Source organism: Streptomyces sp. TLI_185, from assembly GCF_003814765.1.
GTDB lineage: Bacteria > Actinomycetota > Actinomycetes > Streptomycetales > Streptomycetaceae > Streptomyces.
Genome location: NZ_RKRB01000001.1, coordinates 5,258,386 through 5,283,153 on the forward strand (window position 1 = coordinate 5,258,386; position 24,768 = coordinate 5,283,153).

Consider the following 24,768-nt stretch of genomic DNA (forward strand, 5'->3'; position numbering starts at 1 on the left):
ACCCCGTTGAACAACCATCCCAGCAGGTCAAGTGGCTGTGGATTGGTGGATGAAGGATCTCCACAGACTGTGGACGGACAACTGATCCACAAGCTGTGCACGAAGTTGTCCACCGACAACCCACAGGCTGAGCCCGATTGTCCCCAGCGAATCCCGACTTCTCCACATCGCTGTCCACTGTTCGGCAACGTGACGCGCCTGATCACCGCGTCGAGTGAAAGGCGTCACACAAAGGTGCCGGGTTGGGCTGTGGGCAACGGGGGAAAAGCTGGGGACGGCGCTGGGGAGAACTCACCTCAGGCTGTGCACGGGGTGTGCAGAACTTTCCGTTCTCCACAGACGTGTTGAGTTGTCCACCGGCTCCGCCCACAGGGCCCGTGGACAAAATCTCGCCTCTGAGCTGGGAAAACAGGGTTATCCACGGTTTCCACAGCCCCTACTACTACTCCCGACTAGAGAGAGCGAGAAGTTCGTTTCGAAGGGGGTCCTGTGCACAACTTGCTGTCCGGCTCCCGGCTGCCCCCCGTCACGACTTGACCCCGAGAGGCACCTACTGTCAGTGCCGTGCGTCAGACTGTTCCCCGGTGTCCTTCCCACCACAGGGACCGACGACACCGAGACAGACGACGAAGCCAGGCAGGGCGAGAAGCGCCGGCAACAGCAGGAGGCGGCAACAGTGAAGATCCGGGTGGAACGCGACGTACTCGCGGAGGCAGTTGCCTGGGCGGCGCGCAGCCTCCCGGCCCGTCCGCCGGCGCCGGTCCTCGCCGGCCTCCTGCTGAAGGCCGAGGACGGCGCTCTCAGCCTCTCCAGCTTCGACTACGAGGTCTCCGCGCGTGTGTCCGTGGAGGCGGAGGTCGAGGAGGAGGGCACCGTCCTCGTCTCCGGCCGGCTGCTCGCCGACATCTCCCGCGCCCTCCCCAACCGGCCCGTAGAGATTTCCACAGACGGTGTACGGGCGACGGTGGTCTGTGGCTCCTCCCGATTCACACTCCACACCCTGCCTGTGGAGGAGTACCCGGCGCTGCCGCAGATGCCGAACGCCACGGGCACGGTCCCCGGTGAGGTCTTCGCCTCCGCGGCCGCCCAGGTGGCCATCGCGGCCGGCCGTGACGACACGCTGCCCGTCCTCACCGGTGTGCGCATCGAGATCGAGGGCGACACCGTCACCCTGGCCTCCACCGACCGCTACCGCTTCGCGGTCCGTGAGTTCCTGTGGAAGCCGGAGAACCCTGAGGCCTCCGCGGTCGCCCTGGTGCCCGCCAAGACGCTCCTGGACACCGCCAAGGCCCTCACGAGCGGCGACAGCGTGATCCTGGCGCTGTCCGGCTCGGGCGCGGGCGAGGGGCTGATCGGTTTCGAGGGCGCCGGACGGCGCACGACCACCCGCCTCCTCGAGGGCGACCTCCCGAAGTACCGCACGCTGTTCCCGACAGAGTTCAACACCGTCGCCGTCATCGAGACCGCCCCCTTCGTGGAGGCCGTCAAGCGTGTGGCCCTGGTCGCCGAGCGCAACACCCCGGTGCGGCTGAGCTTCGAGCAGGGCGTGCTGATCCTGGAGGCCGGCTCCAGCGACGATGCACAGGCTGTGGAAAGGGTGGATGCGCAGCTGGAAGGCGACGACATCTCGATCGCCTTCAACCCGACCTTCCTGCTGGACGGCCTGAGCGCCATCGACTCCCCGGTGGCGCAGCTGTCGTTCACGACGTCCACCAAGCCCGCGCTGCTCAGCGGAAAGCCGGCGCTGGATGCGGAGGCGGACGACGCCTACAAGTACCTGATCATGCCTGTGCGGCTCAGCGGCTGATCACTCTCCTCAGAGAATCCGCAGGTCGGGGCATACGTATGAGCGGGTATGCCCACAGGTGTGCGCGAGCGTCCGGGTTTAGGCTCGGACGCAGGTACGAAAGTGCCTCACATGCCACACAGCAACCTAAGGAACAACTGATGGAGCTCGGTCTCGTCGGCCTCGGCAAGATGGGCGGCAACATGCGCGAGCGGATACGCCGCGCAGGTCACACCGTCATCGGATTCGACCGCAACCCGGACCTCGCCGATGTCCACAGCCTGGAAGAGCTTGTGGGCAAGCTCAGCGGGCCCCGCGTGGTCTGGGTGATGGTCCCGGCCGGTGCACCCACCCAGTCGACGATCGACGAGCTGGCCGAGCTCCTGGAGCCGGGAGACGTCGTGGTGGACGGCGGCAACTCCCGCTGGACGGACGACGAGAAGCACGCCGAGGAGCTGGCGGCCAAGGGCATCGGCTTCGTCGACTGCGGTGTCTCCGGCGGCGTCTGGGGCCTGGAGAACGGCTATGCGCTGATGTACGGCGGTGACGCGGAGAACGTCGCCAAGGTGCAGCCGGTCTTCGACGCCCTCAAGCCCGAGGGGAAGTTCGGCTCGGTGCACGCCGGCAAGGTGGGTGCGGGTCACTTCGCGAAGATGGTCCACAACGGCATCGAGTACGCGATGATGCAGGCCTACGCCGAGGGCTGGGAACTGCTGGAGAAGGTCGACTCGGTCACGGATGTGCGCGAGGTCTTCCGGTCCTGGCAGGAGGGCACGGTCATCCGCTCCTGGCTGCTGGACCTTGCGGTGAACGCCCTCGACGAGGACGAGCACCTGGACAGGCTGAAAGGTTTTGCACAGGACTCCGGCGAGGGACGCTGGACTGTGGAAGCCGCCATCGACAACGCCGTGCCGCTGCCCGCGATCACGGCCTCCCTCTTCGCGCGGTTCGCGTCGCGGCAGGAGGACTCTCCGCAGATGAAGATGATCGCGGCGCTGCGGAACCAGTTCGGCGGCCACGCGGTCGAGAAGAAGTAATCCACAGGGCTGTTGAAGCCCACAACCTGGGGGAGGTCGGCGACCGACCATGCACGTCACGCACCTGTCGCTGGCCGACTTCCGCTCGTACGCCCGGGTCGAGGTTCCGCTGGACCCGGGCGTCACCGCTTTCGTCGGCCCGAACGGGCAGGGCAAGACGAACCTGGTGGAGGCTGTCGGCTATCTGGCCACTCTCGGCAGCCATCGGGTGGCCTCCGACGCCCCGCTGGTGCGTATGGGTGCGGATCGCGCGGTCATCCGGGCGCAGGTCAAACAGGGCGAGCGGCAGCAGCTGATCGAGCTGGAGCTGAACCCCGGCAGGGCCAACCGGGCCCGCATCAACAGGTCCTCGCAGGTCAGGCCGCGTGACGTGCTGGGCATCGTACGGACCGTCCTGTTCGCGCCCGAGGATCTTTCCCTGGTCAAGGGCGACCCCGGTGAGCGGCGTCGTTTCCTCGACGAGCTGATCACCGCCCGTTCGCCGCGCATGGCCGGCGTGCGCTCCGACTACGAGCGGGTCCTGAAGCAGCGCAACACGCTCCTGAAGTCGGCCGCGCTGGCGCGTCGGCACGGCGGCCGCTCCATGGACCTGTCCACGCTCGATGTCTGGGACCAGCATCTCGCGCGCGCGGGTGCCGAGTTGCTCGCCCAGCGCCTGGATCTGGTCGCCGCGATCCAGCCGCTGGCCGACAAGGCGTACGAGCAGTTGGCGCCGGGGGGTGGCCCGGTCGGCCTGGAGTACAAGCCGTCCGCCCCCGGTGAGGCCCATACCCGCGAGGATCTCTACGAGCAGCTGATGGGGGCGCTCGCCGAGGCGCGCAAGCAGGAGATCGAGCGGGGCGTCACCCTTGTAGGACCCCATCGGGACGATCTGCTGCTCAAACTCGGTCAGCTGCCTGCCAAGGGGTACGCCTCCCACGGCGAGTCGTGGTCGTATGCGCTGGCGTTGCGCCTTGCCTCGTACGACCTGCTGCGGGCCGAGGGCAACGAGCCGGTGCTCGTCCTCGACGATGTCTTCGCCGAGCTGGACACCCGTCGCCGCGAGCGCCTGGCGGAGCTGGTCGCGCCCGGTGAGCAGGTGCTGGTGACGGCCGCGGTCGACGACGACGTACCGCACGTACTGACGGGGACGCGGTACTCCGTGGCGGACGGGACGGTGGAGCGCGCATGACGGACGAAGAGCCCGCGCCCAAGAAGGCCCCCGAGCCGTCCGGCGTCGACCTCGCGCGCGTGGCGCTGAGGGCGGCGAAGGAACAGGCACGCGCGCGTGGGGACGCGGCGCAGCAGAAGAAGCAGGCGCGGCGCGGTGGTCTGCGCTCCGGCGCGCGCGCTGATGGGCGCGACCCCATGGCGCTCGGTGCTGCGATCAACCGGCTCATCACCGAACGCGGTTGGGAGACCCCGGCGGCGGTGGGCGGGGTGATGGGCCGCTGGCCGCAGATCGTGGGCGAGGACGTGGCCAAGCACTGTGTGCCGGAGAAGTACGACGAGGACGAGCGCGTCCTGGTGGTGCGCTGCGACTCGACGGCCTGGGCGACGAATCTGCGTCTGCTCGCCCCGACCCTCGTGGCCCGTCTCAATGAGGACCTCGGGCACGGCGCGGTGAAGATGATCAAGGTGAACGGTCCCGGTGGCCCCGCCCGTCGCTACGGTCCCCTGCGTGCCCCTGGCAGCACAGGGCCCGGCGACACGTATGGGTGACAGACCTCACATCTGCAGGCCGTCGGGGGTCCGGTCGTGGCCCCGGCGGCCTCGGTGCCGTACCACCGCACACGGTTGCGAATCACTACCTGACTCCCAAGTAGCCAAGGGTTGACAGCCGGAAGCGCTGAGTGCCGCTGTGAGCCTCTTGGAGCCCTGCTCCGTATATGGGGACCCGGAAGACGCCGGTTCAGGGCGCCACATGAGGACTCAGGTACCGGCAAACCCCCATCACTGTCGGCGCTACCGGTAGACTGGAAGCCAATCCCGCCCCAGTCGTGGGGACGTCCGGGAAAAGCTGAGCAACGCTGAACAAGGCTTACCAACGCAACATGCCGCAGCCGCTCCGGCAACCCTCCCCCGGAGGGGTCCCCCCAGAGCCTGGCTCGTGCTGTGCCAGAAAGGGCGCTTCGTGGCCGATTCCGGCAACCCCAACGAGAACATCCCGTCCACCGACGCCGGCGAGAACGGCGCGGTGACCTCGTCGAACGGCGAGGTCACCGCCTCGTACGACGCCAGCGCCATCACCGTCCTCGAGGGCCTGGACGCGGTCCGCAAGCGCCCTGGTATGTACATCGGCTCGACCGGTGAGCGAGGGCTGCACCACCTCGTGTACGAGGTCGTCGACAACTCCGTCGACGAGGCACTGGCCGGCCACGCGGACACCATCGACGTGACGATCCTCGCCGACGGCGGCGTACGCGTCGTCGACAACGGCCGTGGCATCCCGGTGGGCATCGTCCCCTCCGAGGGCAAGCCGGCGCTCGAGGTCGTGCTGACCGTGCTGCACGCGGGCGGCAAGTTCGGCGGTGGCGGCTACGCGGTCTCCGGTGGTCTGCACGGCGTGGGCGTCTCGGTCGTGAACGCGCTGTCCGCGAAGGTCGCAGTCGAGGTCAGGACCGACGGCCATCGCTGGACGCAGGACTACAAGATGGGCGTCCCGACGGCGCCGCTCGCCAAGCACGAGGCCATCGAGGAGACCGGCACGTCGGTCACCTTCTGGGCCGACGCCGACATCTTCGAGACCACCGACTACTCCTTCGAGACGCTCTCGCGGCGCTTCCAGGAGATGGCGTTCCTCAACAAGGGTTTGACGATCAAACTCACTGATGAGCGCGAGTCGGCGAAGGCCACCTCCGGGGCGGACGAGGCGGGCGCCGACGAGACCGCCGAGGTCAAGCACGTCACGTACCACTACGAGGGCGGCATCGTCGACTTCGTGAAGTACCTCAACTCCCGCAAGGGAGACGTGGTGCACCCGACGGTGATCGACCTCGAGGCGGAGGACAAGGAGAAGAGCCTCTCCCTCGAAGTCGCCATGCAGTGGAACAGCGGTTACAGCGAGGGCGTGTACTCCTTCGCCAACATCATCCACACGCACGAGGGCGGCACGCACGAAGAGGGCTTCCGTGCGGCGCTCACCAACCTGATCAACAAGTACGCGCGCGACAAGAAGCTGCTGCGCGAGAAGGACGACAACCTCACGGGTGACGACATCCGCGAGGGTCTGACCGCGATCATCTCGGTGAAGCTGAGCGAGCCGCAGTTCGAGGGCCAGACCAAGACCAAGCTGGGCAACACGGAGGCGAAGACCTTCGTCCAGAAGGCGGTCTACGAGCACCTCAACGACTGGCTGGACCGCAATCCGAACGAGGCGGCGGACATCATCCGCAAGGGCATCCAGGCGGCCACCGCGCGCGTGGCGGCCCGCAAGGCCCGTGACCTCACCCGCCGCAAGGGTCTGCTGGAGTCGGCGTCCCTGCCGGGCAAGCTCTCCGACTGCCAGTCGAACGACCCGACCAAGTGCGAGATCTTCATCGTCGAGGGTGACTCCGCCGGCGGCTCGGCCAAGTCCGGCCGCAACCCGCAGTACCAGGCGATCCTCCCGATCCGAGGAAAGATCCTCAACGTCGAGAAGGCGCGGATCGACAAGATCCTGCAGAACCAGGAGATCCAGGCGCTGATCTCGGCCTTCGGCACGGGCGTGCACGAGGACTTCGACATCGAGAAGCTCCGCTATCACAAGATCATCCTGATGGCGGACGCCGACGTCGACGGCCAGCACATCAGCACCCTGCTGCTGACCTTCCTGTTCCGCTTCATGCGGCCGCTGGTCGAGGCCGGGCACGTGTACCTGTCCCGTCCGCCGCTGTACAAGATCAAGTGGGGCCGGGACGACGTGGAGTACGCCTACTCGGACCGCGAGCGCGACGCACTGATCGAGATGGGCCGCCAGCGCGGCAAGCGCGTCCGCGAGGACTCGATCCAGCGCTTCAAGGGCCTCGGCGAGATGAACGCCGAGGAGCTGCGCGTGACCACGATGGACCAGGAGCACCGGGTCCTCGGCCAGGTCACCCTGGACGACGCCGCCCAGGCCGACGACCTGTTCTCGGTCCTGATGGGCGAGGACGTCGAGGCGCGCCGCCAGTTCATCCAGCGCAACGCCAAGGACGTCCGCTTCCTCGACATCTGAGTCGGTCTCAGCTGACCGCACCAGGAAGGATCTTCACCAGCAATGGCCGACGAGAACACTCCCGTCACCCCTGAAGAGGGCGGCGAACTCGCGATGCGTGTCGAGCCCGTGGGGCTCGAGACGGAGATGCAGCGCTCGTACCTCGACTACGCGATGTCCGTCATCGTCTCGCGAGCGCTGCCGGACGTCCGGGACGGCCTCAAGCCCGTCCACCGCCGCGTCCTGTACGCCATGTACGACGGCGGATACCGCCCCGAGCGCGGCTTCTACAAGTGCGCCCGCGTCGTCGGCGACGTCATGGGCAACTACCACCCGCACGGCGACTCCTCGATCTACGACGCGCTGGTCCGCCTCGCGCAGCCGTGGTCGATGCGGATGCCGCTGGTGGACTCCAACGGCAACTTCGGCTCTCCGGGCAACGACCCGGCGGCGGCCATGCGCTACACCGAGTGCAAGATGGCGCCGCTGTCGATGGAGATGGTCCGTGACATCGACGAGGAGACCGTCGACTTCACGGACAACTACGACGGCCGCTCCCAGGAGCCGACCGTCCTGCCGGCCCGCTTCCCGAACCTGCTGATCAACGGCTCGGCCGGCATCGCGGTCGGCATGGCGACCAACATCCCGCCGCACAACCTGCGCGAGGTCGCGGCGGGCGCCCAGTGGTACCTGGAGAACCCCGAGGTCTCCCACGAGGAGCTGCTGGACGCGCTCATGGAGCGCATCAAGGGCCCCGACTTCCCGACCGGCGCGCTCGTCGTCGGCCGCAAGGGCATCGAGGAGGCCTACCGCACCGGCCGTGGCTCCATCACCATGCGCGCGGTCGTCGAGGTCGAGGAGATCCAGAACCGCCAGTGCCTGGTGGTCACGGAGCTGCCGTACCAGACCAACCCCGACAACCTCGCGCAGAAGATCGCCGACCTGGTGAAGGACGGCAAGATCGGCGGCATCGCGGACGTCCGCGACGAGACGTCCTCGCGCACCGGTCAGCGCCTGGTCATCGTGCTGAAGCGGGACGCGGTCGCCAAGGTCGTCCTGAACAACCTCTACAAGCACACGGACCTGCAGTCGAACTTCGGCGCCAACATGCTGGCGCTGGTCGACGGTGTCCCGCGCACGCTGTCCCTGGACGCGTTCATCCGTCACTGGGTGACGCACCAGATCGAGGTCATCGTCCGCCGTACGCGCTTCCGCCTGCGCAAGGCCGAGGAGCGGGCGCACATCCTGCGCGGTCTGCTGAAGGCCCTGGACGCCATCGACGAGGTCATCGCGCTGATCCGGCGCAGCGACACCGTCGACATCGCGCGCGCGGGCCTGATGGACCTCCTGGAGATCGACGAGATCCAGGCGAACGCCATCCTCGAGATGCAGCTGCGCCGACTGGCCGCCCTGGAGCGCCGGAAGATCATCCAGGAGCACGACGAACTCCAGGCGAAGATCACCGAGTACAACGAGATCCTCGCCTCCCCGGTCCGCCAGCGTGGCATCGTCAGCGAGGAACTCGCCGCGATCGTCGAGAAGTACGGCGACGACCGCAAGACGATGCTGGTGCCCTTCGACGGTGACATGTCCATCGAGGACCTGATCGCCGAAGAGGACATCGTCGTCACCATCACGCGCGGCGGCTACATCAAGCGCACCAAGACGGAGGACTACCGCTCGCAGAAGCGGGGCGGCAAGGGCGTACGCGGCACGAAGCTGAAGCAGGACGACATCGTCGACCACTTCTTCGTGTCGACCACGCACCACTGGCTGCTGTTCTTCACCAACAAGGGCCGCGTCTACCGTGCGAAGGCCTACGAGCTTCCGGACGCCGGCCGTGAGGCGCGCGGCCAGCACGTCGCGAACCTGCTCGCCTTCCAGCCGGACGAGGCGATCGCTGAGATCCTCGCGATCCGCGACTACGAGGCGGCGCCGTACCTGGTCCTCGCAACCAAGGGCGGCCTGGTCAAGAAGACGCCGCTGAAGGATTACGATTCACCCCGCTCCGGCGGTGTGATCGCGATCAACCTCCGGGAGACGGAGGACGGTTCGGACGACGAACTGATCGGAGCCGAACTCGTTTCGCCCGATGACGATCTGCTTCTGATCAGCAAGAAGGCGCAGTCGATCAGGTTCACTGCCACGGACGAGAGCCTGCGGCCCATGGGCCGTGCCACCTCCGGTGTCAAGGGCATGAGTTTCCGTGAGGGCGATGAACTTCTGTCGATGAATGTTGTTCGACCCGGTACGTTCGTGTTCACTGCTACGGACGGTGGGTACGCGAAGCGGACTGCCGTCGACGAGTACCGCGTCCAGGGTCGCGGTGGCCTCGGTATCAAGGCTGCCAAGATCGTGGAGGACCGCGGTTCGCTGGTCGGCGCGCTGGTGGTCGAGGAGACCGACGAGATCCTCGCCATCACGCTGTCGGGCGGTGTGATTCGTACGCGAGTCAACGAGGTCAGGGAGACGGGCCGTGACACCATGGGCGTCCAACTGATCAACCTGGGCAAGCGCGATGCCGTCGTCGGTATCGCTCGTAACGCCGAGGCGGGACGCGAGGCGGAGGAGGTCGACGGCGATGTGGCCGTCGACGAGACCGCCGAAGGTGCCGCGACCACCGGCACGGACGAGGGTGAGGCGCCCTCGGCCGAGTAGCACGAGGAGAGAGTCATCGTGAGCGGAGCCACGGGCGCCGGATCGGCCGCTACCCCCACGGGTACGGAATCGGACGGAGGCGGCCGTGGCTCCGCCGCGCGTGCGACGGATTCGCACACGACCCAACTGCGCAAGATCGACGCAGCTGAGACCGACTCGCCCTCGTCCGAGACTCATGGATCCCAGGGGGGAACTGTGACGGAAGCCCGAGGCCCGCAGACGCAGCAGCAGAAGGCCGGAGCGGCTCCGGCAGCCCAGCCGCAGCCTCAGCAGCCTCCGGCCCAGCCCGCACCGCCCCAGGCGGCCTCTCCGCTCCCCGGTGAGCGGCAGCCGCAGCAGGCCGCCGGGCCCTACCACCCGCCACAGGCCTACCAGAACCAGGCCCAGGCGCCCGCCCAGTCACCGACCGGTGCCGTACGGCGGCCGCGCACCGGCGCGCGCACCACGCCCCGTATTCGCAAGGCACGGCTGCGCGTGGCGAAGGCCGACCCGTGGTCGGTCATGAAGGTGAGCTTCCTGCTCTCCATCGCGCTGGGCATCTGCACGATCGTCGCGTCCGCGGTGCTGTGGATGGTCATGGACGCGATGGGCGTCTTCTCGACGGTCGGCGGCACGATCTCGGAAGCCACCGGATCCAACGAGTCGAACGGCTTCGATCTGCAGTCGTTCCTGTCGCTCCCGCACGTCCTGATGTTCACGTCGATCATCGCGGTCATCGACGTCGTCCTCGCGACGGCTCTCGCGACCCTCGGCGCGTTCATCTACAACCTCTCCGCGGGCTTCGTCGGCGGCATCGAGCTGACCCTCGCCGAGGACGAGTGACATTGACCGTGACTCCCGTTTCAAACCTCTGCAGCCGGTCCTGCCGCCGGTCCTGAGACAACCGATTTTGGGACTGCCCACGTCGTGCGCTAATCTTCAGGGGTCAGCGCGCGGGACACACACCGCAGAGCGCGGCGGGGCTATAGCTCAGTTGGTTAGAGCGCATCCCTGATAAGGATGAGGCCACAGGTTCAAATCCTGTTAGCCCCACCAGCCAAAAGACCCCCGGTCCACTCGGATCGGGGGTCTTTGACATCTCCGGTTGACATCAGTCGATGAGCGGACCTTCCAGAGGCTCGGCGAGCATCCCGACGGCTTCCCGCTCACTGTCGCCGACCACGGGGAGCCGGCTGGTGGACCCGACGCCGGGGCCAGTCGGTCGCACAAAAAGTGGTGTGCAGGCGGCTTCGCGCTTCGCCTGGGAATGCGACTTGAAGATCCCGGACTCCGCGAAGGGCGAGAAGGGACAGTAATGATCTCGGCGCAGGCCTGGACCGACGCCCGACGCCTGTGGGACTACCACCGGACGGGCCACACCCTACGGCCGTGCTCAGTTGCGATCGGTCTGGGCAGTCACGACCTCGGTGTGGCCGATACGGCAGTGGACCTGTACAAGCGCGGCATGGCTCCCCTGCTTGTGTTCACGGGAGCCACCAGCCCGACGACGCGGGAACGCATGCCCCGTGGGGAAGCCGTCCACTACCGCGAACGAGCCCTCGAACTCGGTGTGCCTGCCTCAGCTGTGCTCGTAGAGCCCCACGCCCGCAACACCGGCGAGAACATCCGCTTCTCCAGGGCCGTGCTCGAGAAAGCCGGAGTGGATGTCTCCTCCGTGCTCCTCATCAGCAAGCCGTACGAGGAGAGGCGCGCGTACGCCACGGCCCGCAAACTGTGGCCCGAAGTCGAGATCGTCAGCGCGTCCACTCCGATGACGCTTGAGGAGTACGCGGACTCCATCCAGGACGCTCGGTTGGTCATTGACATGCTGGTGGGGGCACTTCAGCGACTCCTGATCTACCCGGAACAGGGATACATGATCAGCCAGCCCGTGCCGGATGACGTGCTTGAGGCGTACGAGCGGCTGTGCCACGAGGGTTTCACCAGCCGACTTCTCGGCTGACACCAGTGGCTGAAACCAACAAGCGCGAACAGCAGCAGCACGAAGAAGACCCCCAACCGGTTCCGGTTGGGGGTCTTCTTCGTGGGCGGTTCGGGTACGCAAGTTCGCCGTTACGCCGAGGATGCAGGGGCGGTGCCTCACAGCTGGAGGGGAGTGGCCGGCTCGGAGATGTCCGCGCCCGCCTCCGTCTCCGTGAGCGGGCTGTGGCGGCAGCTGGGGGACTTTCCGTGGGCCTCGGCGCGGATGCGCTGCTTCATCGTGGGGGGCAGGGCCCTGGTGTAGGACCAGGACCAGTGGGATGCCGTCGGCACCGTCACCGGCGCGCTGCAGTTGCCGGGCGCCTCGGTCTGAGGTACCACCGCGGCGGCGGTCGTCGTGATGAGTCCGAGCGTCGTGCACAGCGCGAGGAAGGCGGTGACGATGACGTTCCACAGCTTCATGACCTGGTTCTGGGCCATGGCCCCTCACTTTCGGGTCGGGCGATTTGCGTACTTTCCTCATGATGTGTATCGGGGCCGCGAAGTGTTGGACCGACGCCCGTGGCGCGGCGATGTTCAGATGAACAACACCCGGATGGGCGCAAACGGCTCGAAAATAGGAGAATGAACAGCAAAGTAACCGTCCGTGGGGATGTGATCACCCTCAGATCGGAGCGGTGGACTCCGGTTCTACTGCGGTTTGTCTGAGGGGAGTTGGGGGCCCACGTAGGTCACCGATCGGTATCGGTCGGTGTGTATAGTCGGGCGCCAGAAGTCCCCTACGTCAAGGAAAGACGAGGTCGCGCGGTGAAGAAGCTTCTCCTGGTCGCACTGGCCGCCATCGGCGGGCTCCTCGTGTACCGCCAGATCCAGGCGGATCGCGCCGAGCAGGATCTGTGGACGGAGGCGACTGACTCCGTGCCCACGGGTTCGTGAGTATCGACAACGGAATCTGAACAGACCCCGGCCGTCCTTGCGGTCGGGGTTTTGTGTTGCCCGGATGAGACGTGGCCTCGCGGGGCAGGATGGGCCACGGTCCAGCGGTCCGGACGACGACGAGGGGTGGCGCGTGATGGGGCGGCGTACGGCGTGGTGGCGCGCGAGGGCGTGGCGCGGGCGTCCGTCGGCACGCGCGCGCGTGGCGGCCGTGGGAGCGGTGCTGTGCACGGCAGCTGCGGCGTCCTGGCCGGCCGCCGCGGCGGCAGCCGGAACCCCGAGCGCCGGCGTCTCCTCCGCTGCCTCCTCCTACGCCTTTGCGGAGGACGCACAGCCTGTGGACGGAGCGAAAGGGACCAGTGGCGCCGAGCTCCTCGAAGCCGGCAGGGCCTATCGCAGCTCCCTCCCCAGGGACACGAAGCTCTACTACAGCCTTCGTCTCGACGCCGCGTCCAACGCGTACGTCTCCGTCACCGCCATCCCCCGCGCGGACGCCACCCTCTCCATCACCGACGGCATCAAGGTGTCGGTGCAGGACGTCGACAACCACTCCTGCTCCAACGAGCGCGCCCGCTTCGGCGCCGCCAAGAGCCCGCACCCCATCACGGCCTGGGGCGTACGAACGACCTCCCCGGCCAACCCCGTATGCCAGGGCACCGGCACCTACTACGTCGTCGTCGAACGCGCCGGTACGGCGGACTCCTCGCCCGGCGCCTGGGACCTGGAGATCACCGCCACAACCGAACCGCGCCTGAAGCAGGCCGGTTCGACGAGCCCGCCCAAGGCGTGGAACTCCGCCTTACCCACGCCCGTCTCGGGTGCGGCCAAGCACAGCCAGGGCGGCGCGGGGTTCTCCCGGGCGGCCACCGTGGGACAGGGCGTGTGGAGCGCCGACATCACGCCCGGGCAGACCCTCTTCTACAAGGTCCCGGTCGGCTGGGGCCAACAGCCGTCCGCCACGGCCGAACTGGGCAGCGCGAACGGCGACGGCCACGGCTACGCCATCGACGCCCTGGCCCTCACGCTCTACAACCCCGTCCGCGCCGACGTGGAGGACGCGAACGTCGGCTACGACGGCAAGCAGAAGTCGGCCTCCCTCGCCGCGGTGCCTGCCGTCGACTACACCAACCGCTACGCCATCCCCGACCACGTGAACGGAATGCGGTTCGCCGGCTCGTACTACCTGGTGGTGCACCTCGCCGCGGGAGTGGCCGACAAGTTCGGCGACGGACCGTTCAGGCTGAGGCTGCGCGTCGGGGTCGAGGGCGCGCCGCAGGACGGCCCCCGATACGAAGGACAGTCCGTGCCGGGAAACGTCTTCGAGGTCACCGCGCAGGACCGGCATGCAGCCGCGGAGGGCGGGACCGCAGCCGCCCACGCCACGATGAAGGCGGTCGCCGTGGGAGGGATCGGAGCGGGCACGGTCGTGCTCGCCGTGCTCGGGGTGTGGACGGTCGCGGCCCGGCGGAGAGCACGGGCCTGGTGAGGCCTGCGGCCCGGCGCAAGCACGGGCCTCGTGGGGCCTGCGGCCCGGCGCGGGGCAGAGGCCCGGTGAGGTCTGCGGCTCTCGGATCGGAGGCGGCGGACGGTCGTTCAGATGCGGGTCAGGGCCCAGAACCCCACGGCGTAGCAGGTCAGCGCGAGAAGCAGGAGCGGGATCGCCACCTTGGCGGGCGGGCCGGGACGGCGTGCGGGGCGGGCGCGATGGCTGCGACGCGTCGGCTCCTGCGAGATTGCCTGCACGGGAGGCGGAACCTGAGGGGACTGGGCGGTGTACGAAACAGTAGAGACATCAGCGCGCCGGTACGGCGCCGGTGTCAGGGCCTGGGCCGGGTGCAGCGGCGTGTGCGACTGGGGGGAGGGCAGTACATGCGTGGGGTCGTGTGGGGAGACGTAGCCGGACTGGTGCTGGCTGCCCTGGTGGGGGTGCGCCTGTGCGTGGGGCGTTGGCGGCTGTGGAGCGGGAGTTGGGGCGGAGGAGGCGGTGGCCTGCGGGGGCGGCAGATGGAAGCTGCCGGTGTCCGACATGCTGGGCGGCTGTGTGGGGACGGACGGCTCCGGCCGGTGCCCGGGGCCCTGACGCGGATCGGGCAGTGGCGTGACGTCCGTGGACACCACGGCGTCTGCGTCCGAGGCGGGCGGCAGGGAGGGCGCCTCTGCCTCAACAGACCGCTCAACGGACCGCGACGGGGCCTCACTTGCACCGGTCCCGTGGGTGTCGGCCTCCCTCTTCGCCTCCACTCCCGGTGCAGTTCTGAGAGGTCCCGAGGGCTCGAACCCCGGCGGGAGCGGGCCGAGTTGGTCGAAGATCTCAATCAACTCGTCGTCGGGACCGGGTTCCGGCAGCAGCTCCCTGGCGGAGGCGAGCGCCTTGCGTGCCCCTGTGGCCGTGCGGAACCGGGCCTGCGGGTCGGGCTGCAGCAGCGTCGCCACAACCTGCCACAGCGGCTCGGGAATGCCCTTGGGCGGGCTCGGCGTCCCGTGCGCCGCGAAGTACTGGATGAGCGCCTTGGCGTCCGGCTTGGCACCCTCCAGCAGATACAACGCGACCAGGCCCACCGCGAACAGGTCGGCGGGGAAGTCCGGTTCCGCGCCCATCATCTGCTCGGGCGCGAGATAACCCGGCGTCCCCACCACGAGATTGGTCTCCGTCAGACGCGGTTCACCCAGCCGCATGGCGATGCCGAAGTCGGACAACCGCAGCCGCGGCCGGCCCGTGCCGGTCGCTTCCAGCAGGACATTGGCAGGCTTGATGTCGCGGTGCACCACACCCTCCGCATGCACCGCGGCCAGCCCCGACAGGAGCTGGTCCAGCAAGGTGCAGACGAAGGCCGGGGGCAGGGGGCCGTAATCCCCGACCAGATGAACAAGCGAGCCGCCGCCGACGAGGTCCATCGTGAACAGGACCTTGTCGTCGTCGGCGGCCCAGCTGGCCGGCGCCAGCACATGAGGATGATCGATACGCAGAGCCTGTTCGCGGACGAAGCGCAGCAGCGAGTGCGCGTCGCGCTGCTGCAGCACCTTGGCGGCCACATAGCGGCGGCGGCGGTGGTCCCAGGCGCGCCAGACAGCGCCGACTCCTCCGCGTCCGATCGGGTCGACCAGTTCGTACCGGCCGGCGAAGACCTCACCCATGGCTGTGCGTCGCTCCTCCCCCTTCGGCTACCCCCTTGCTTGCCCCTCGACGGGTGATACGACTCCCCCCAGCGCCGTTCCTCGACGAGTGTGATGAGTGATACGAGCCCCCGCGCCTCTCCTCGGCCGTCGGCCCGGCTGCCGAACCCCCTTCGGCGACCGGGCCACGGGCTCAGCTCTGGTGCGACTGGTAGTGCGTGACCGCGTCGGAGGTGCGGCCGGCGCCGTACACCCGGAGGAACTCTGCCAGTTCCGGATGACTGGGGGCGAGAGTGTCCGCGGCGTCGATGATGTCCCCCGCGGCGGCCACCGAGCGCAGCAGCGACTGGATCTCCCGGACCACCCGCTTGACCGTGGGCGCCCCCGAACTGCTCGTCGTGGTCGTGGTGTTGCTGAGCACCGAGCCCCCCTGCGACTTCTTGATCTCTTCCATGCGCTCCGTGGCCTCGGCCGCGCTCACACTGCCGTCCGCGACCTGCCCCGCCAGGTCCTGCAGCAGCTGCACCCGCTGCACGACAGCCGGGTTGCCGATCTTCGCCCGCTGGCCGCTCATCAACTGCGACAGCATCGGAGCGGACAGCCCCAGCACCCCCGCGAGACGGGCCTGGTTGAGTCCGAGATCTTCTATGAGCTTACGGAAGAGCGCCCCCAACGGCTCCCCGTACCAGTTCCGCTGCAGTTCCCGCGCTCTTGCGGTCGCTTCCTGCTGTGCGGCGTCCATTGCGTCTCCCCATCGCTTCCCCAAGTACTGTGGTTCGCTGTAGCGAACCACGCCGAGCATCTTACGGAGAGTGGTCGTCCACGGGGACCCCCAATCTTTTTGCGAGATCCCGGGGGTGACCCGGTACTCTGGTCTGCGGCACCCACCGGTACGCGGTTCTTCCGGGGGATGCTCCCTTTCCGGGGCCTTAGCTCAGTTGGTAGAGCGCTGTCTTTGCATGGCAGATGTCAGGGGTTCGACTCCCCTAGGCTCCACACCGAAACCCCTCCGACCTGCAGAAACGCAGATCGGAGGGGATTTTTCGCTACCGCGAGCGACACCGCCTGGCCGGCTCTCTGCCGCCTGGCGCCCGCGGTGGGCGGCCGGCCGCCCTGGTCAGCCGGTGACGGCCCCGACCTCGATGTCGGCCTCGGCCCGGTCCTCGTCCCGCGCCGTCGCGGCCGCCGGGTCGGTGGCGCCCTCCGGGCGCAGGCGCGAGATGGCGGCAGGATGGGCCACGGACGGCAGAATGTGACGCCACATCACGGCGACCCGTCCGCGCAGATCGGCTCGCCGGTTGATGGGAGCTGAAGGCACTGGTCAGACGCGTACCGGAGGCGTCCGAAGCCGTGTCCGGCGTCGAGTACGCCACGGGAGACCTCACCGACCCGGCCTTCCCGCGTGGCATCTGCCACGGCATGGAGGCCGTGCCCCACTGCGCCTCCCACATCAGCGCCGACGAAGACACGTGGCGTCAACGTCGACGGCACTCGCGCCCTGGTCGCCGAGGCAGAACGCGTCGACGTCCAGGCACTCTCCTAGTGAGCACCACGGCCGTCTACAGCACCGGACCGCACCGCGACCTCACCGAGAACGAACGCCCTCCCGCCCCCGCCACCAGCCGCACCCGGCTACAGGCCGAGCACGCCTTACTCGCCGCCGGCGCACAGTCCTCAGACCACCGCTCGTGTACGGCCCCGGGGACAGGTGGTTCGTCCCCGCCATCGGCGAACTCCTGCAGCGCGTACCGGCGTTGCCGGAAAACGGCCGGGCCCGCCTGTCGCTGGTCGCGGTCGACGACCTGGCCCGACTGCCGGCCACTCTCGCCCGGACACCCGAACACATCCCACCCGGCACCGTGCACCACGCCGCCCATCCCCACGCACCGACACTGCGCGAGTTCGTCACCCTGCTCGGCGAAACGCACGGCCTGCCGGTCCCCCAGGACGGCCTCGCCCTCCACGACCACCTGACCCGCCTGCACACGACACCCGGACGAGTCAGCGCACACCAGGCCGGGCTGCTCGCAGAGGACCGCTGGCACCGCTCCCCGCTGGTCCCGCACCGACTGCACACCCGGACACCGGACCCGGACACCGGACCCGGCTCAGCGAGGCAGCCCCGTGGTACCGGAAGACGCTGGCACCGCAGACGTCGTCCGCCAGTGACACCGCAGCCATACGTGTTTCACGTGAAACACAGCCGTGGGGCGGAAGACCCTCAAGTCTCCCGCCCCACGCCGTAGTTCGGCCCACAGCACGTCACCGGTCGTCGTCGCGCTGCGCGGCCTCCTCCTCGGCCTCCTTGGCCTGCACCTCAGGGTCGAGCAACGACTGACCGCTGCCGTCCACCGACGACAGCCGACTCGACTCCGGAACCTCCGTCGCAGCAGGCGGCTCGACCAGCCAGTCAGGGTTGGCCTGCTTGTCCCACCACTTCCAGGCAGCAAAAGCACCGCCCGCGAGAGCACCGAGCACCAGCAACACCTTCGCGGCGCGGCCGGCCCTCGCCCGACGCTCATGCCGACGAGCCAGTTTCTGAATCTCCTTCGGCGAGACCTGACCGCGCAGCGCAGCCAATGCGGCAGCACCGCGCGCGGCGGCCTCGTCCCTGACGGGCCCGGCCACGGCCACCGCCTGCTCCAGCCTCGGCCGGGAATAGTCGGCGGCCTGCCGGGCCGCCTGCCGGGTTCGGACGGCGGCCTCATGGGCGGCCTGGTCGACCTTCGGCGGCACATGCGTACGGGCCTGCTCCAGACGCGGCGCGACATGGGCGTCGTACTGGACGCGGGCCTGATCCGCCGCTTGGGACACCTTCGGCGCGAGCCGTACGCGTGCCTCGTGTGCGTAGTGCGCGGCCCTGTCCTTGGCCGTGTCGGCGTAGGGCGCCACCACTTCCGCGGCGTGCAGCACGCTGTCCTTCGCCGAACCGGTCGCGGCGCGCACGCTGTCGATGCGGGTCACGGGTTCCTCCTCCTCGGTGGCGTACGGTATTTCGACTTTCCACCCTTTTACGGATCATGCCTGTCAACGGACACCGGGGCATGTGAGGGCGGGCATCCGGGTCATGCACATCGACTCAGGACCATCTAGATCAAGAGCCGATCAAGAGCCGATCAAGTCCAATAGAGGATGAATACGGGGCAACAGGCGCTTGTCGTCGACAATGCCACGGATCGCCGCCGAGCGCCCCCGGCCCGGACACACTCGACCGGTTTTCTGCAAGCAACGTCCCCCGACAAGAGCTCACAGACGGGCGCCGGGCGACGCACGACGCAGACCGTGCGAGGATCAGGGGGTCACAGGAAGACAACGGAAGGCAGATCGTGGCTGAGCAGCTTTACGCCACCCTGAAGACCAACAACGGCGACATCGAAGTCCGGCTCCTGCCGAACCACGCGCCCAAGACGGTCCGGAACTTTGTCGAGCTCGCCACGGGCGAGCGTGAGTGGGTCAACCCCGAAACGGGCCAGAAGACCACGGACAAGCTCTACGACGGCACGGTCTTCCACCGGGTGATCAGCGGATTCATGATCCAGGGCGGAGACCCGCTGGGCAACGGCACCGGTGGTCCCGGCTACCAGTTCGAGGACGAATTCCACCCCGACCTCTCCTTCAACAAGCCCTACTTGCTGGCCATGGCCAACGCCGGTCCGGGCACCAACGGCTCGCAGTTCTTCATCACCGTCTCTCCCACGACGTGGCTGAACCGCAAGCACACCATCTTCGGCGAGGTCACCGACGCCGCCAGCCAGAAGGTGATCGACGCCATCGCCACCACCCAGACCAACCCCCGCACCGACCGCCCGGTCAACGACGTCGTCATCGAGTCCGTCGTCGTCGAGACCCGCGAGGGCTGAGACCCACGAGGACCCCACCCGCAAGGTCGAGTCCCCGCACAGCAGGAACCAAACGCCCCGCCCATCCGTAAAGATGGGCGGGGCGGTGCATTTGTGCACGACACCGAACGACGACCTAGGGGATCTCATGGACCAGGCGCCAGGCAGCCCACAAGGCCCGGACGACCAGGGACCCCAGCACGCCCAGAGCCTGCCCGGCTGCTACCGCCACCCCGACCGCGAGACCGGCATCCGCTGCACCCGCTGCGAACGCCCCATCTGCCCCGAATGCATGGTCAACGCCTCCGTCGGCTTCCAATGCCCCGAATGCGCCCGCGGCGACTCCGGCACCGGCCACGCGCCGGCTGCCGCCCGCCCCCGCACGTTGGCCGGCGGCGCCGTGACGGCAGACCCCCGCCTCCTCACCAAAATCCTCATCGGGATCAACGTGGCAGTGTTCATCGCCGTCCACGTACAGACCTCGCTCCTGGACCACCTCGTCCTCATCGGCGAATGGCCCCCGGCACCCTTCAAAGCCACCCAGGGCGTCGCCGACGGCGAGTGGTACCGCCTGGTGACCGCGATGTTCACGCACCAGGAGCCCTGGCACATCGGCTTCAACATGCTCAGCCTCTGGTGGCTCGGCGGCCCCCTCGAAGCCGCCCTCGGACGCGCCCGCTACCTCTCCCTCTACTTCGTCTCGGGCCTCGCCGGCAGCGCCCTCACCTATCTGCTGGCCTCACCGACCGAAGCCTCCCTCGGCGCCTCCGGCGCCATCTTCGGCCTCTTCGGCGCCACCGCCGTCCTCATGCGCCGCCTCAACTACGACATGCGGCCGATCATCGCCCTGCTGGTGATCAACCTGATCTTCACCTTCGGCTGGAGCAACATCGCCTGGCAGGCCCACATCGGCGGCCTCGTCGCCGGCGTCATCACCGGCTACGCCATGGTCCACGCCCCACGCGAGCGCCGCACCCTCGTCCAGTACGGCACCTGCGCCCTGGTCCTGGTCGTCGCAGTGGTCCTGACCCTGCTCAGGACCGCTCAGCTCACCTGACGTGCCCACTTGTCCACAGCGGGTTGCGAGTCTTGTGCATAGCGTGCGGGAACAGCTGTGCCCCCTGTCACCGACCAGTGTTTCAGCAGGTCAGGCAGGGGGCGAACAGGTTTGCGAAGCCGGGTGGGATGGTCGTATCGGCGTCAACGGCCGACTGGTTATCCACAGATGGTCGTTCTTTATCCCCAGGGGTTCTGTGGATTTTTCTGCAGGCTGTGGATAACTCAGCGGATAGCCCTGGGCAGGGCTATGTTCACCGAGGTGTGGCCGTTACTTCCACTGCGTGGAGACGCCGAATCCGGCGGCGATGAAGCCGAAGCCCACCACGATGTTCCAGTTGTCCAGGGCATCGATGGGCAGCGAACCGTCAGTCACGTAGAAGACGACGATCCAGGCGAGGCCGATGAGGAACATGGCCAGCATGACGGGGGCGACCCAGGCGCGGCTGTTCAGCTTGATGCTGGTCGCCTGCTTCGCCGGCGGCGGCGTGTAGTCGGCCTTCTTGCGGATACGTGACTTCGGCACGAGGGTCTCTCCTGTCGATGCGCTGCGTGGCCGCGCAGGGAACTGTGGCTGGCTCCGGAGCAGCGTACAAGGGGACTCTTAGCGCTCCCCCGGGCGTCCGTTAGCGTAGTGCTTCCGCGGCGCCGAAGGAGATAAGGGTACGTTGAGCAATTCTGCCGACTCCCCCCAGGACGGATCCAGTCCTGCCCGCGGACGCCGTTTCCGGCCGGTGCGGGTGCTCACCGTGGCCGTCTTCGCCCTCGCAGGGCTCATTTTCTTCACCAGTTTCAATACGGCCAAGGGCACCAATATCCGTACGGACACGTCCTTGCTGAAGCTTTCCGACCTCATCCAGGAGCGCAGCCGCAAGAACGGCGAACTGGACGAGTCCAACGGCTCCCTGCGCCGTGAGGTCGAGTCCTTCGCCGAGCGGGACGACGGCAGCAGCAAGGCGCAGGACAAGAAGCTCGCGGGCCTGGAGAAGGGTGCGGGCACGCAGAAGCTGAAGGGTGAGGCGATCACCGTCACGCTCAACGACGCCCCGCCGGACGCCACCGCCAAGCTCCCCGGCTATCCCGAGCCGCAGCCCGACTACCTGGTCATCCATCAGCAGGATCTGCAGGCCGTGGTGAACGCGCTGTGGCAGGGCGGTGCCAAGGGCATCAAGGTGATGGACCAGCGGCTGATCTCCACCAGTGCCGTGCGCTGCGTGGGCAACACCCTGATCCTTCAGGGGCGCGTCTACTCACCGCCGTACAAGATCACGGCGATCGGGGATCCCGACAAGCTGAACAAGGCGCTGTCGGATTCCACGGCGATCCAGAACTACATGGTCTACGTGAATGTGTACGGCCTCGGCTGGAAAGTGACCCATGACGGGACGGTGACTCTGCCTGGCTACTCGGGCACAGTGGATCTGCACTACGCCCAGCCCGTGGAGTGAACTGAGCCGTTTCGGGAGCTGCCGGTGCGCGTCGTCGTCAGGACCGTCAGTGAGCTCTGTATCACCGTGGGCAGCCTGATCGTCCTCTTCGTCCTCTATGTGTTGTTCTGGACCGGCGTGCGGGCGGACGGTGCGATGAACCACCAGATCGATGTCCTGCAGGAGCAGTGGGCGAAGCAGACGGCGCATCCGGCAGCCACTGCCGGGCCGGGTGCTTCGGCCGGTCCCAGGAGGCCGGCGCCGTATGCCGGAGGCAGGCCCTTCGCGATCATGTACATCCCGCGGCTTGGTTTCACGTGGAACAAGCCGGTGCTCGAGGACACCGCCGTGAGCACGCTGAAGAAGGGGCTCGGTCACTATGCGAACACCGCGCAGCTGGGGCAGGAGGGCAACTTCGCGGTGGCGGGGCACCGGCGGACGTACGGAGATCCGTTCGTGGACTTCCCCAGGCTGAGGCCGGGTGACGCGGTGGTGCTGACCGACGGGACCACCTGGTTCACGTATCGGATCGACAAAGGGCCCTACAAAACTGTGCCGACGGACGTTGAGGTGATCGATCCTGTGCCACGTAAGTCGGGGTATACGCGTGAGGGCCGCTATCTGACGCTCACCACGTGCGATCCGGAGTGGGGGCACAGCCATCGGCTGATCGTGTGGGCGCACCTGGATTCCACACAGCCTGTGGAGGCCGGGAAACCAGAGGCGCTGCGCCGTTAGTCTGGTGCGGGTACGGCGTGAGTCTGGTGCCGTGGTGGAACGGAAGGGACGGCATGTACGGCTGGATCTGGCGGCATCTGCCGGGGAATGTGTGGGTGAGGGCGCTGATCTCGCTCGCGCTGGTCCTGCTGGTGGTCTATGTCCTCTTCCAGTACGTCTTTCCGTGGGCCGAACCGCTGCTGCCCTTCAACGATGTGACGGTGGACAACCAGTGAGTGCGCGGATTCTCGTCGTCGACAACTACGACAGCTTCGTCTTCAACCTGGTGCAGTACCTGTACCAGCTGGGCGCCGAGTGCGAGGTGCTGCGCAACGACGAGGTGTCGACGGCCCATGCCCAGGACGGTTTCGACGGTGTGCTGCTGTCGCCGGGTCCGGGTACGCCGGAGGAGGCGGGCGTCTGCATCGAGATGGTCCGGCACTGCGCGGCGACGGGTGTCCCGGTGTTCGGTGTCTGCCTGGGCATGCAGTCGATGCAGGTGGCGTACGGGGGTGTGGTGGACCGTGCGCCCGAGTTGCTGCACGGCAAGACCTCGCTGGTCGAGCACGAGGGCAGGGGCGTCTTCGCCGGGCTGCCCTCGCCGTTCACGGCGACGCGCTACCACTCGCTGGCTGCGGAGCCGGAGACGGTGCCGGCCGAGCTCGAGGTGACGGCGCGTACGCACGACGGGATCATCATGGGCCTCAGGCATCGTGAACTCCCGGTCGAGGGCGTGCAGTTCCACCCGGAGTCGGTGCTGACCGAGCACGGCCACCGGATGCTGGCCAACTGGCTGGTGGAGTGCGGCGACCAGGGTGCCGTGGCGAGGTCGGCGGGGCTCGCCCCGGTGGTGGGCAGGGCCACGGCGTGACCGCGCTGCGCCCCGAGCGCGAGTCCGCCGCCTCGTACGGGCAGGAGCCGTACGGGGGGTACGAGTCGTACGAGGGGTATGAGGCGTCTGGTTCGTTTGAGGCGTCCGGTGGGTTCGAGACCTCCAGTGCGTTCGATGGGTGGAACGGCGATCCGGCGGGGCAGCAGGGCCAGCTGGGGGGACAGCACGGGGCGTATGCGGCGGCCGCGGAGGAGCCGTACGCAGCGCCGGTGGAGGAGCCGTACGCAGCGCCGGTGGAGGAGCCGTACGTACCGCCGCTGGTGGAGGAGCCCGAGCCCTATCTCCCACCCGTCGACGACGAGACGGTGGCTCTGCGGATACCGGAGCCGCCGGCGGGTGGTTCCATATCGCCGTCTGGTGCCTCAACAGCCACACCTGCCACAGGAACCACTCCGGGCGGCCGAGCGGCCCGTAGAAAGGCCGCCAAGCGCCGTCATGGGCGTCATGGGGGCGCTCGTACGACTTCGGAGGGCGCGGAAGGCGCCGAGGAGACGTCAGCAGACGCTTCCAAGGCTCCGCTCTCGCGCGTGGAGGCACGTCGGCAGGCCCGCGCACGCAAGCCCAGTCCGGGCGTCGTCGCGAGCCGGGCGATCGGTGAGGTGTTCATCACCACCGGCGTACTGATGCTGCTGTTCGTCACCTACCAGCTGTGGTGGACGAACGTCCGGGCGCATGCGACGGCCGACAAGGAGACCAGCACTCTCCAGAACGACTGGGCGAGCGGGAAGCGCGCGCCGGGCGAGTTCGAGCCGGGCCAGGGCTTCGCGATCCTCCACATCCCCGAGCTGGACGTGGTCGTGCCGATCGCCCAGGGGGTCAGTAACAAGCAGGTGCTCGACAAGGGCATGGTCGGTCACTACAGCGAGGGCAAGCTGAAGACGGCGATGCCCGACGCGAAGACCGGCAACTTCGCGCTCGCGGGCCACCGCAACACGCATGGCGAGCCTTTCCGGTACATCAACAAGCTGAAGAACGGCGACGAGGTCGTCGTCGAGACGCAGGACAAGTACTTCGTCTACAAGGTGACGTCGACGCTGCCGGTGACGTCGCCGAGCAATACGAGCGTGATCGGTCCCGTGCCGCCCCAGTCGGGTTTCACCAAGCCGGGCCGCTACATCACGCTGACGACCTGTACTCCGGAGTTCACCAGCAAGTACCGGTTGATCGTCTGGGGCAAGATGGTCGAGGAACGGCCGCGCAGCAAGGGCAAGCCGGATGCGCTCGTCGAGTAGG

Annotated in this window: 24 protein-coding genes and 2 tRNA genes; 20 read left to right on the forward strand and 6 right to left on the reverse strand. The window is 67.9% G+C overall.

The features are described 5' to 3' along the window. Positions 1–676 precede the first annotated feature (676 nt). The 9 genes from dnaN to EDD92_RS24225 all read left to right on the forward strand — a co-directional run bounded on the left by dnaN (position 677) and on the right by EDD92_RS24225 (position 11,576). Positions 677–1,807, forward strand: coding sequence for a DNA polymerase III subunit beta (gene dnaN, locus EDD92_RS24185; protein ID WP_123966239.1), 1,131 nt, complete (start codon positions 677–679; stop codon positions 1,805–1,807). 140 nt (positions 1,808–1,947) lie between these two features. After that, positions 1,948–2,823, forward strand: coding sequence for a phosphogluconate dehydrogenase (NAD(+)-dependent, decarboxylating) (gene gnd, locus EDD92_RS24190; RefSeq protein WP_123966240.1), 876 nt, complete (start codon positions 1,948–1,950; stop codon positions 2,821–2,823). Between the two features lie 49 nt (positions 2,824–2,872). Next, a complete protein-coding gene (recF, locus tag EDD92_RS24195; RefSeq protein ID WP_123966241.1) occupies positions 2,873–3,994 on the forward strand; it encodes a DNA replication/repair protein RecF in 1,122 nt (373 codons plus the stop codon). Then, the gene (locus tag EDD92_RS24200) at positions 3,991–4,524 is read left to right on the forward strand and encodes a DUF721 domain-containing protein (RefSeq protein WP_030938973.1); all 534 of its coding nucleotides are present in this window, start codon (positions 3,991–3,993) and stop codon (positions 4,522–4,524) included. Before recF ends, EDD92_RS24200 begins: the two co-directional genes overlap by 4 nt. A gap of 412 nt (positions 4,525–4,936) precedes the next feature. Further along, positions 4,937–6,997 carry a DNA topoisomerase (ATP-hydrolyzing) subunit B gene (gene gyrB, locus EDD92_RS24205; protein WP_185124112.1) on the forward strand — a complete coding sequence of 687 codons (2,061 nt, stop codon included), beginning with the start codon at positions 4,937–4,939 and terminating at the stop codon, positions 6,995–6,997. Between the two features lie 42 nt (positions 6,998–7,039). Next, positions 7,040–9,634, forward strand: a complete 2,595-nt coding sequence (gene gyrA, locus EDD92_RS24210) for a DNA gyrase subunit A (protein WP_123966242.1) — start codon at positions 7,040–7,042, stop codon at positions 9,632–9,634. Positions 9,635–9,652: 18 nt separating this feature from the next. Next, complete coding sequence (locus EDD92_RS24215) at positions 9,653–10,456, forward strand: DUF3566 domain-containing protein (RefSeq protein WP_030938982.1); 804 nt, start codon at positions 9,653–9,655, stop codon at positions 10,454–10,456. Between the two features lie 136 nt (positions 10,457–10,592). After that, positions 10,593–10,669: transfer RNA gene (locus EDD92_RS24220), tRNA-Ile, on the forward strand. A gap of 259 nt (positions 10,670–10,928) precedes the next feature. Then, positions 10,929–11,576, forward strand: coding sequence for a YdcF family protein (locus EDD92_RS24225; protein WP_123966243.1), 648 nt, complete (start codon positions 10,929–10,931; stop codon positions 11,574–11,576). Positions 11,577–11,713: 137 nt separating this feature from the next. Here the strand turns inward: EDD92_RS24225 and EDD92_RS24230 are convergent, their stop codons facing one another. After that, positions 11,714–12,034, reverse strand: a complete 321-nt coding sequence (locus tag EDD92_RS24230) for a DUF6344 domain-containing protein (protein ID WP_123966244.1) — start codon at positions 12,032–12,034, stop codon at positions 11,714–11,716. Positions 12,035–12,361: 327 nt separating this feature from the next. On the opposite strand from EDD92_RS24230, the gene EDD92_RS50505 reads away from it, so the two are divergent. Then, positions 12,362–12,490: a DLW-39 family protein gene (locus tag EDD92_RS50505; protein WP_003999697.1), complete on the forward strand. Its 129-nt coding sequence runs from the start codon at positions 12,362–12,364 to the stop codon at positions 12,488–12,490. 64 nt (positions 12,491–12,554) lie between these two features. Beyond that, positions 12,555–13,976, forward strand: coding sequence for a hypothetical protein (locus tag EDD92_RS24240; RefSeq protein WP_311736777.1), 1,422 nt, complete (start codon positions 12,555–12,557; stop codon positions 13,974–13,976). A gap of 107 nt (positions 13,977–14,083) precedes the next feature. On the opposite strand, the gene EDD92_RS24245 is transcribed toward EDD92_RS24240, so the two are convergent. Then, positions 14,084–15,625: a serine/threonine-protein kinase gene (locus EDD92_RS24245; RefSeq protein ID WP_123966245.1), complete on the reverse strand. Its 1,542-nt coding sequence runs from the start codon at positions 15,623–15,625 to the stop codon at positions 14,084–14,086. A gap of 172 nt (positions 15,626–15,797) precedes the next feature. After that, positions 15,798–16,346 carry a transcriptional regulator gene (locus tag EDD92_RS24250; protein WP_030938997.1) on the reverse strand — a complete coding sequence of 183 codons (549 nt, stop codon included), beginning with the start codon at positions 16,344–16,346 and terminating at the stop codon, positions 15,798–15,800. A 181-nt stretch (positions 16,347–16,527) separates the two neighbouring features. Between EDD92_RS24250 and EDD92_RS24255 the strand changes: the two genes are divergently transcribed. Next, positions 16,528–16,600: transfer RNA gene (locus tag EDD92_RS24255), tRNA-Ala, on the forward strand. Between the two features lie 121 nt (positions 16,601–16,721). Here the strand turns inward: EDD92_RS24255 and EDD92_RS52455 are convergent. Then, a complete protein-coding gene (locus EDD92_RS52455) occupies positions 16,722–16,844 on the reverse strand; it encodes a hypothetical protein (RefSeq protein WP_399183869.1) in 123 nt (40 codons plus the stop codon). Positions 16,845–17,292: 448 nt separating this feature from the next. Between EDD92_RS52455 and EDD92_RS24265 the strand changes: the two genes are divergently transcribed. Next, a complete protein-coding gene (locus tag EDD92_RS24265; protein WP_123966246.1) occupies positions 17,293–17,850 on the forward strand; it encodes a hypothetical protein in 558 nt (185 codons plus the stop codon). Positions 17,851–17,866: 16 nt separating this feature from the next. Here EDD92_RS24265 and EDD92_RS24270 read toward each other — a convergent pair whose 3' ends face one another. Further along, positions 17,867–18,568, reverse strand: a complete 702-nt coding sequence (locus tag EDD92_RS24270; RefSeq protein ID WP_123966247.1) for a DUF5324 family protein — start codon at positions 18,566–18,568, stop codon at positions 17,867–17,869. A 362-nt stretch (positions 18,569–18,930) separates the two neighbouring features. Between EDD92_RS24270 and EDD92_RS24275 the strand changes: the two genes are divergently transcribed. Beyond that, the gene (locus EDD92_RS24275) at positions 18,931–19,464 is read left to right on the forward strand and encodes a peptidylprolyl isomerase (RefSeq protein ID WP_030939002.1); all 534 of its coding nucleotides are present in this window, start codon (positions 18,931–18,933) and stop codon (positions 19,462–19,464) included. 127 nt (positions 19,465–19,591) lie between these two features. Continuing rightward, entirely contained in the window at positions 19,592–20,500 is a 909-nt protein-coding gene (locus tag EDD92_RS24280; RefSeq protein WP_123966248.1) for a rhomboid family intramembrane serine protease, read from the forward strand. Positions 20,501–20,770: 270 nt separating this feature from the next. Here the strand turns inward: EDD92_RS24280 and crgA are convergent, their stop codons facing one another. Further along, a complete protein-coding gene (gene crgA / locus EDD92_RS24285) occupies positions 20,771–21,025 on the reverse strand; it encodes a cell division protein CrgA (protein ID WP_030939008.1) in 255 nt (84 codons plus the stop codon). 142 nt (positions 21,026–21,167) lie between these two features. Here crgA and EDD92_RS24290 point away from each other — a divergent pair, with 142 nt between their 5' ends. Genes EDD92_RS24290 through EDD92_RS24310 form a run of 5 tightly spaced genes read left to right on the forward strand, consistent with a single transcriptional unit; the run spans position 21,168 to position 24,767 of the window. Continuing rightward, on the forward strand, positions 21,168–21,947 hold the full coding sequence (locus EDD92_RS24290) for a DUF881 domain-containing protein (protein WP_123966249.1): 780 nt from the start codon (positions 21,168–21,170) through the stop codon (positions 21,945–21,947). A 24-nt stretch (positions 21,948–21,971) separates the two neighbouring features. Beyond that, positions 21,972–22,664 (forward strand): class E sortase, encoded by a 693-nt coding sequence (locus tag EDD92_RS24295; protein ID WP_123966250.1) that lies wholly within the window; start codon positions 21,972–21,974, stop codon positions 22,662–22,664. Between the two features lie 17 nt (positions 22,665–22,681). After that, on the forward strand, positions 22,682–22,879 hold the full coding sequence (locus EDD92_RS24300; protein ID WP_185124512.1) for a hypothetical protein: 198 nt from the start codon (positions 22,682–22,684) through the stop codon (positions 22,877–22,879). Next, positions 22,876–23,514, forward strand: a complete 639-nt coding sequence (locus EDD92_RS24305) for an aminodeoxychorismate/anthranilate synthase component II (protein WP_030939022.1) — start codon at positions 22,876–22,878, stop codon at positions 23,512–23,514. Before EDD92_RS24300 ends, EDD92_RS24305 begins: the two co-directional genes overlap by 4 nt. Then, the gene (locus EDD92_RS24310) at positions 23,511–24,767 is read left to right on the forward strand and encodes a class E sortase (RefSeq protein WP_123966251.1); all 1,257 of its coding nucleotides are present in this window, start codon (positions 23,511–23,513) and stop codon (positions 24,765–24,767) included. The genes EDD92_RS24305 and EDD92_RS24310 overlap by 4 nt, the downstream gene beginning before the upstream one ends. Position 24,768: the final 1 nt, after the last annotated feature.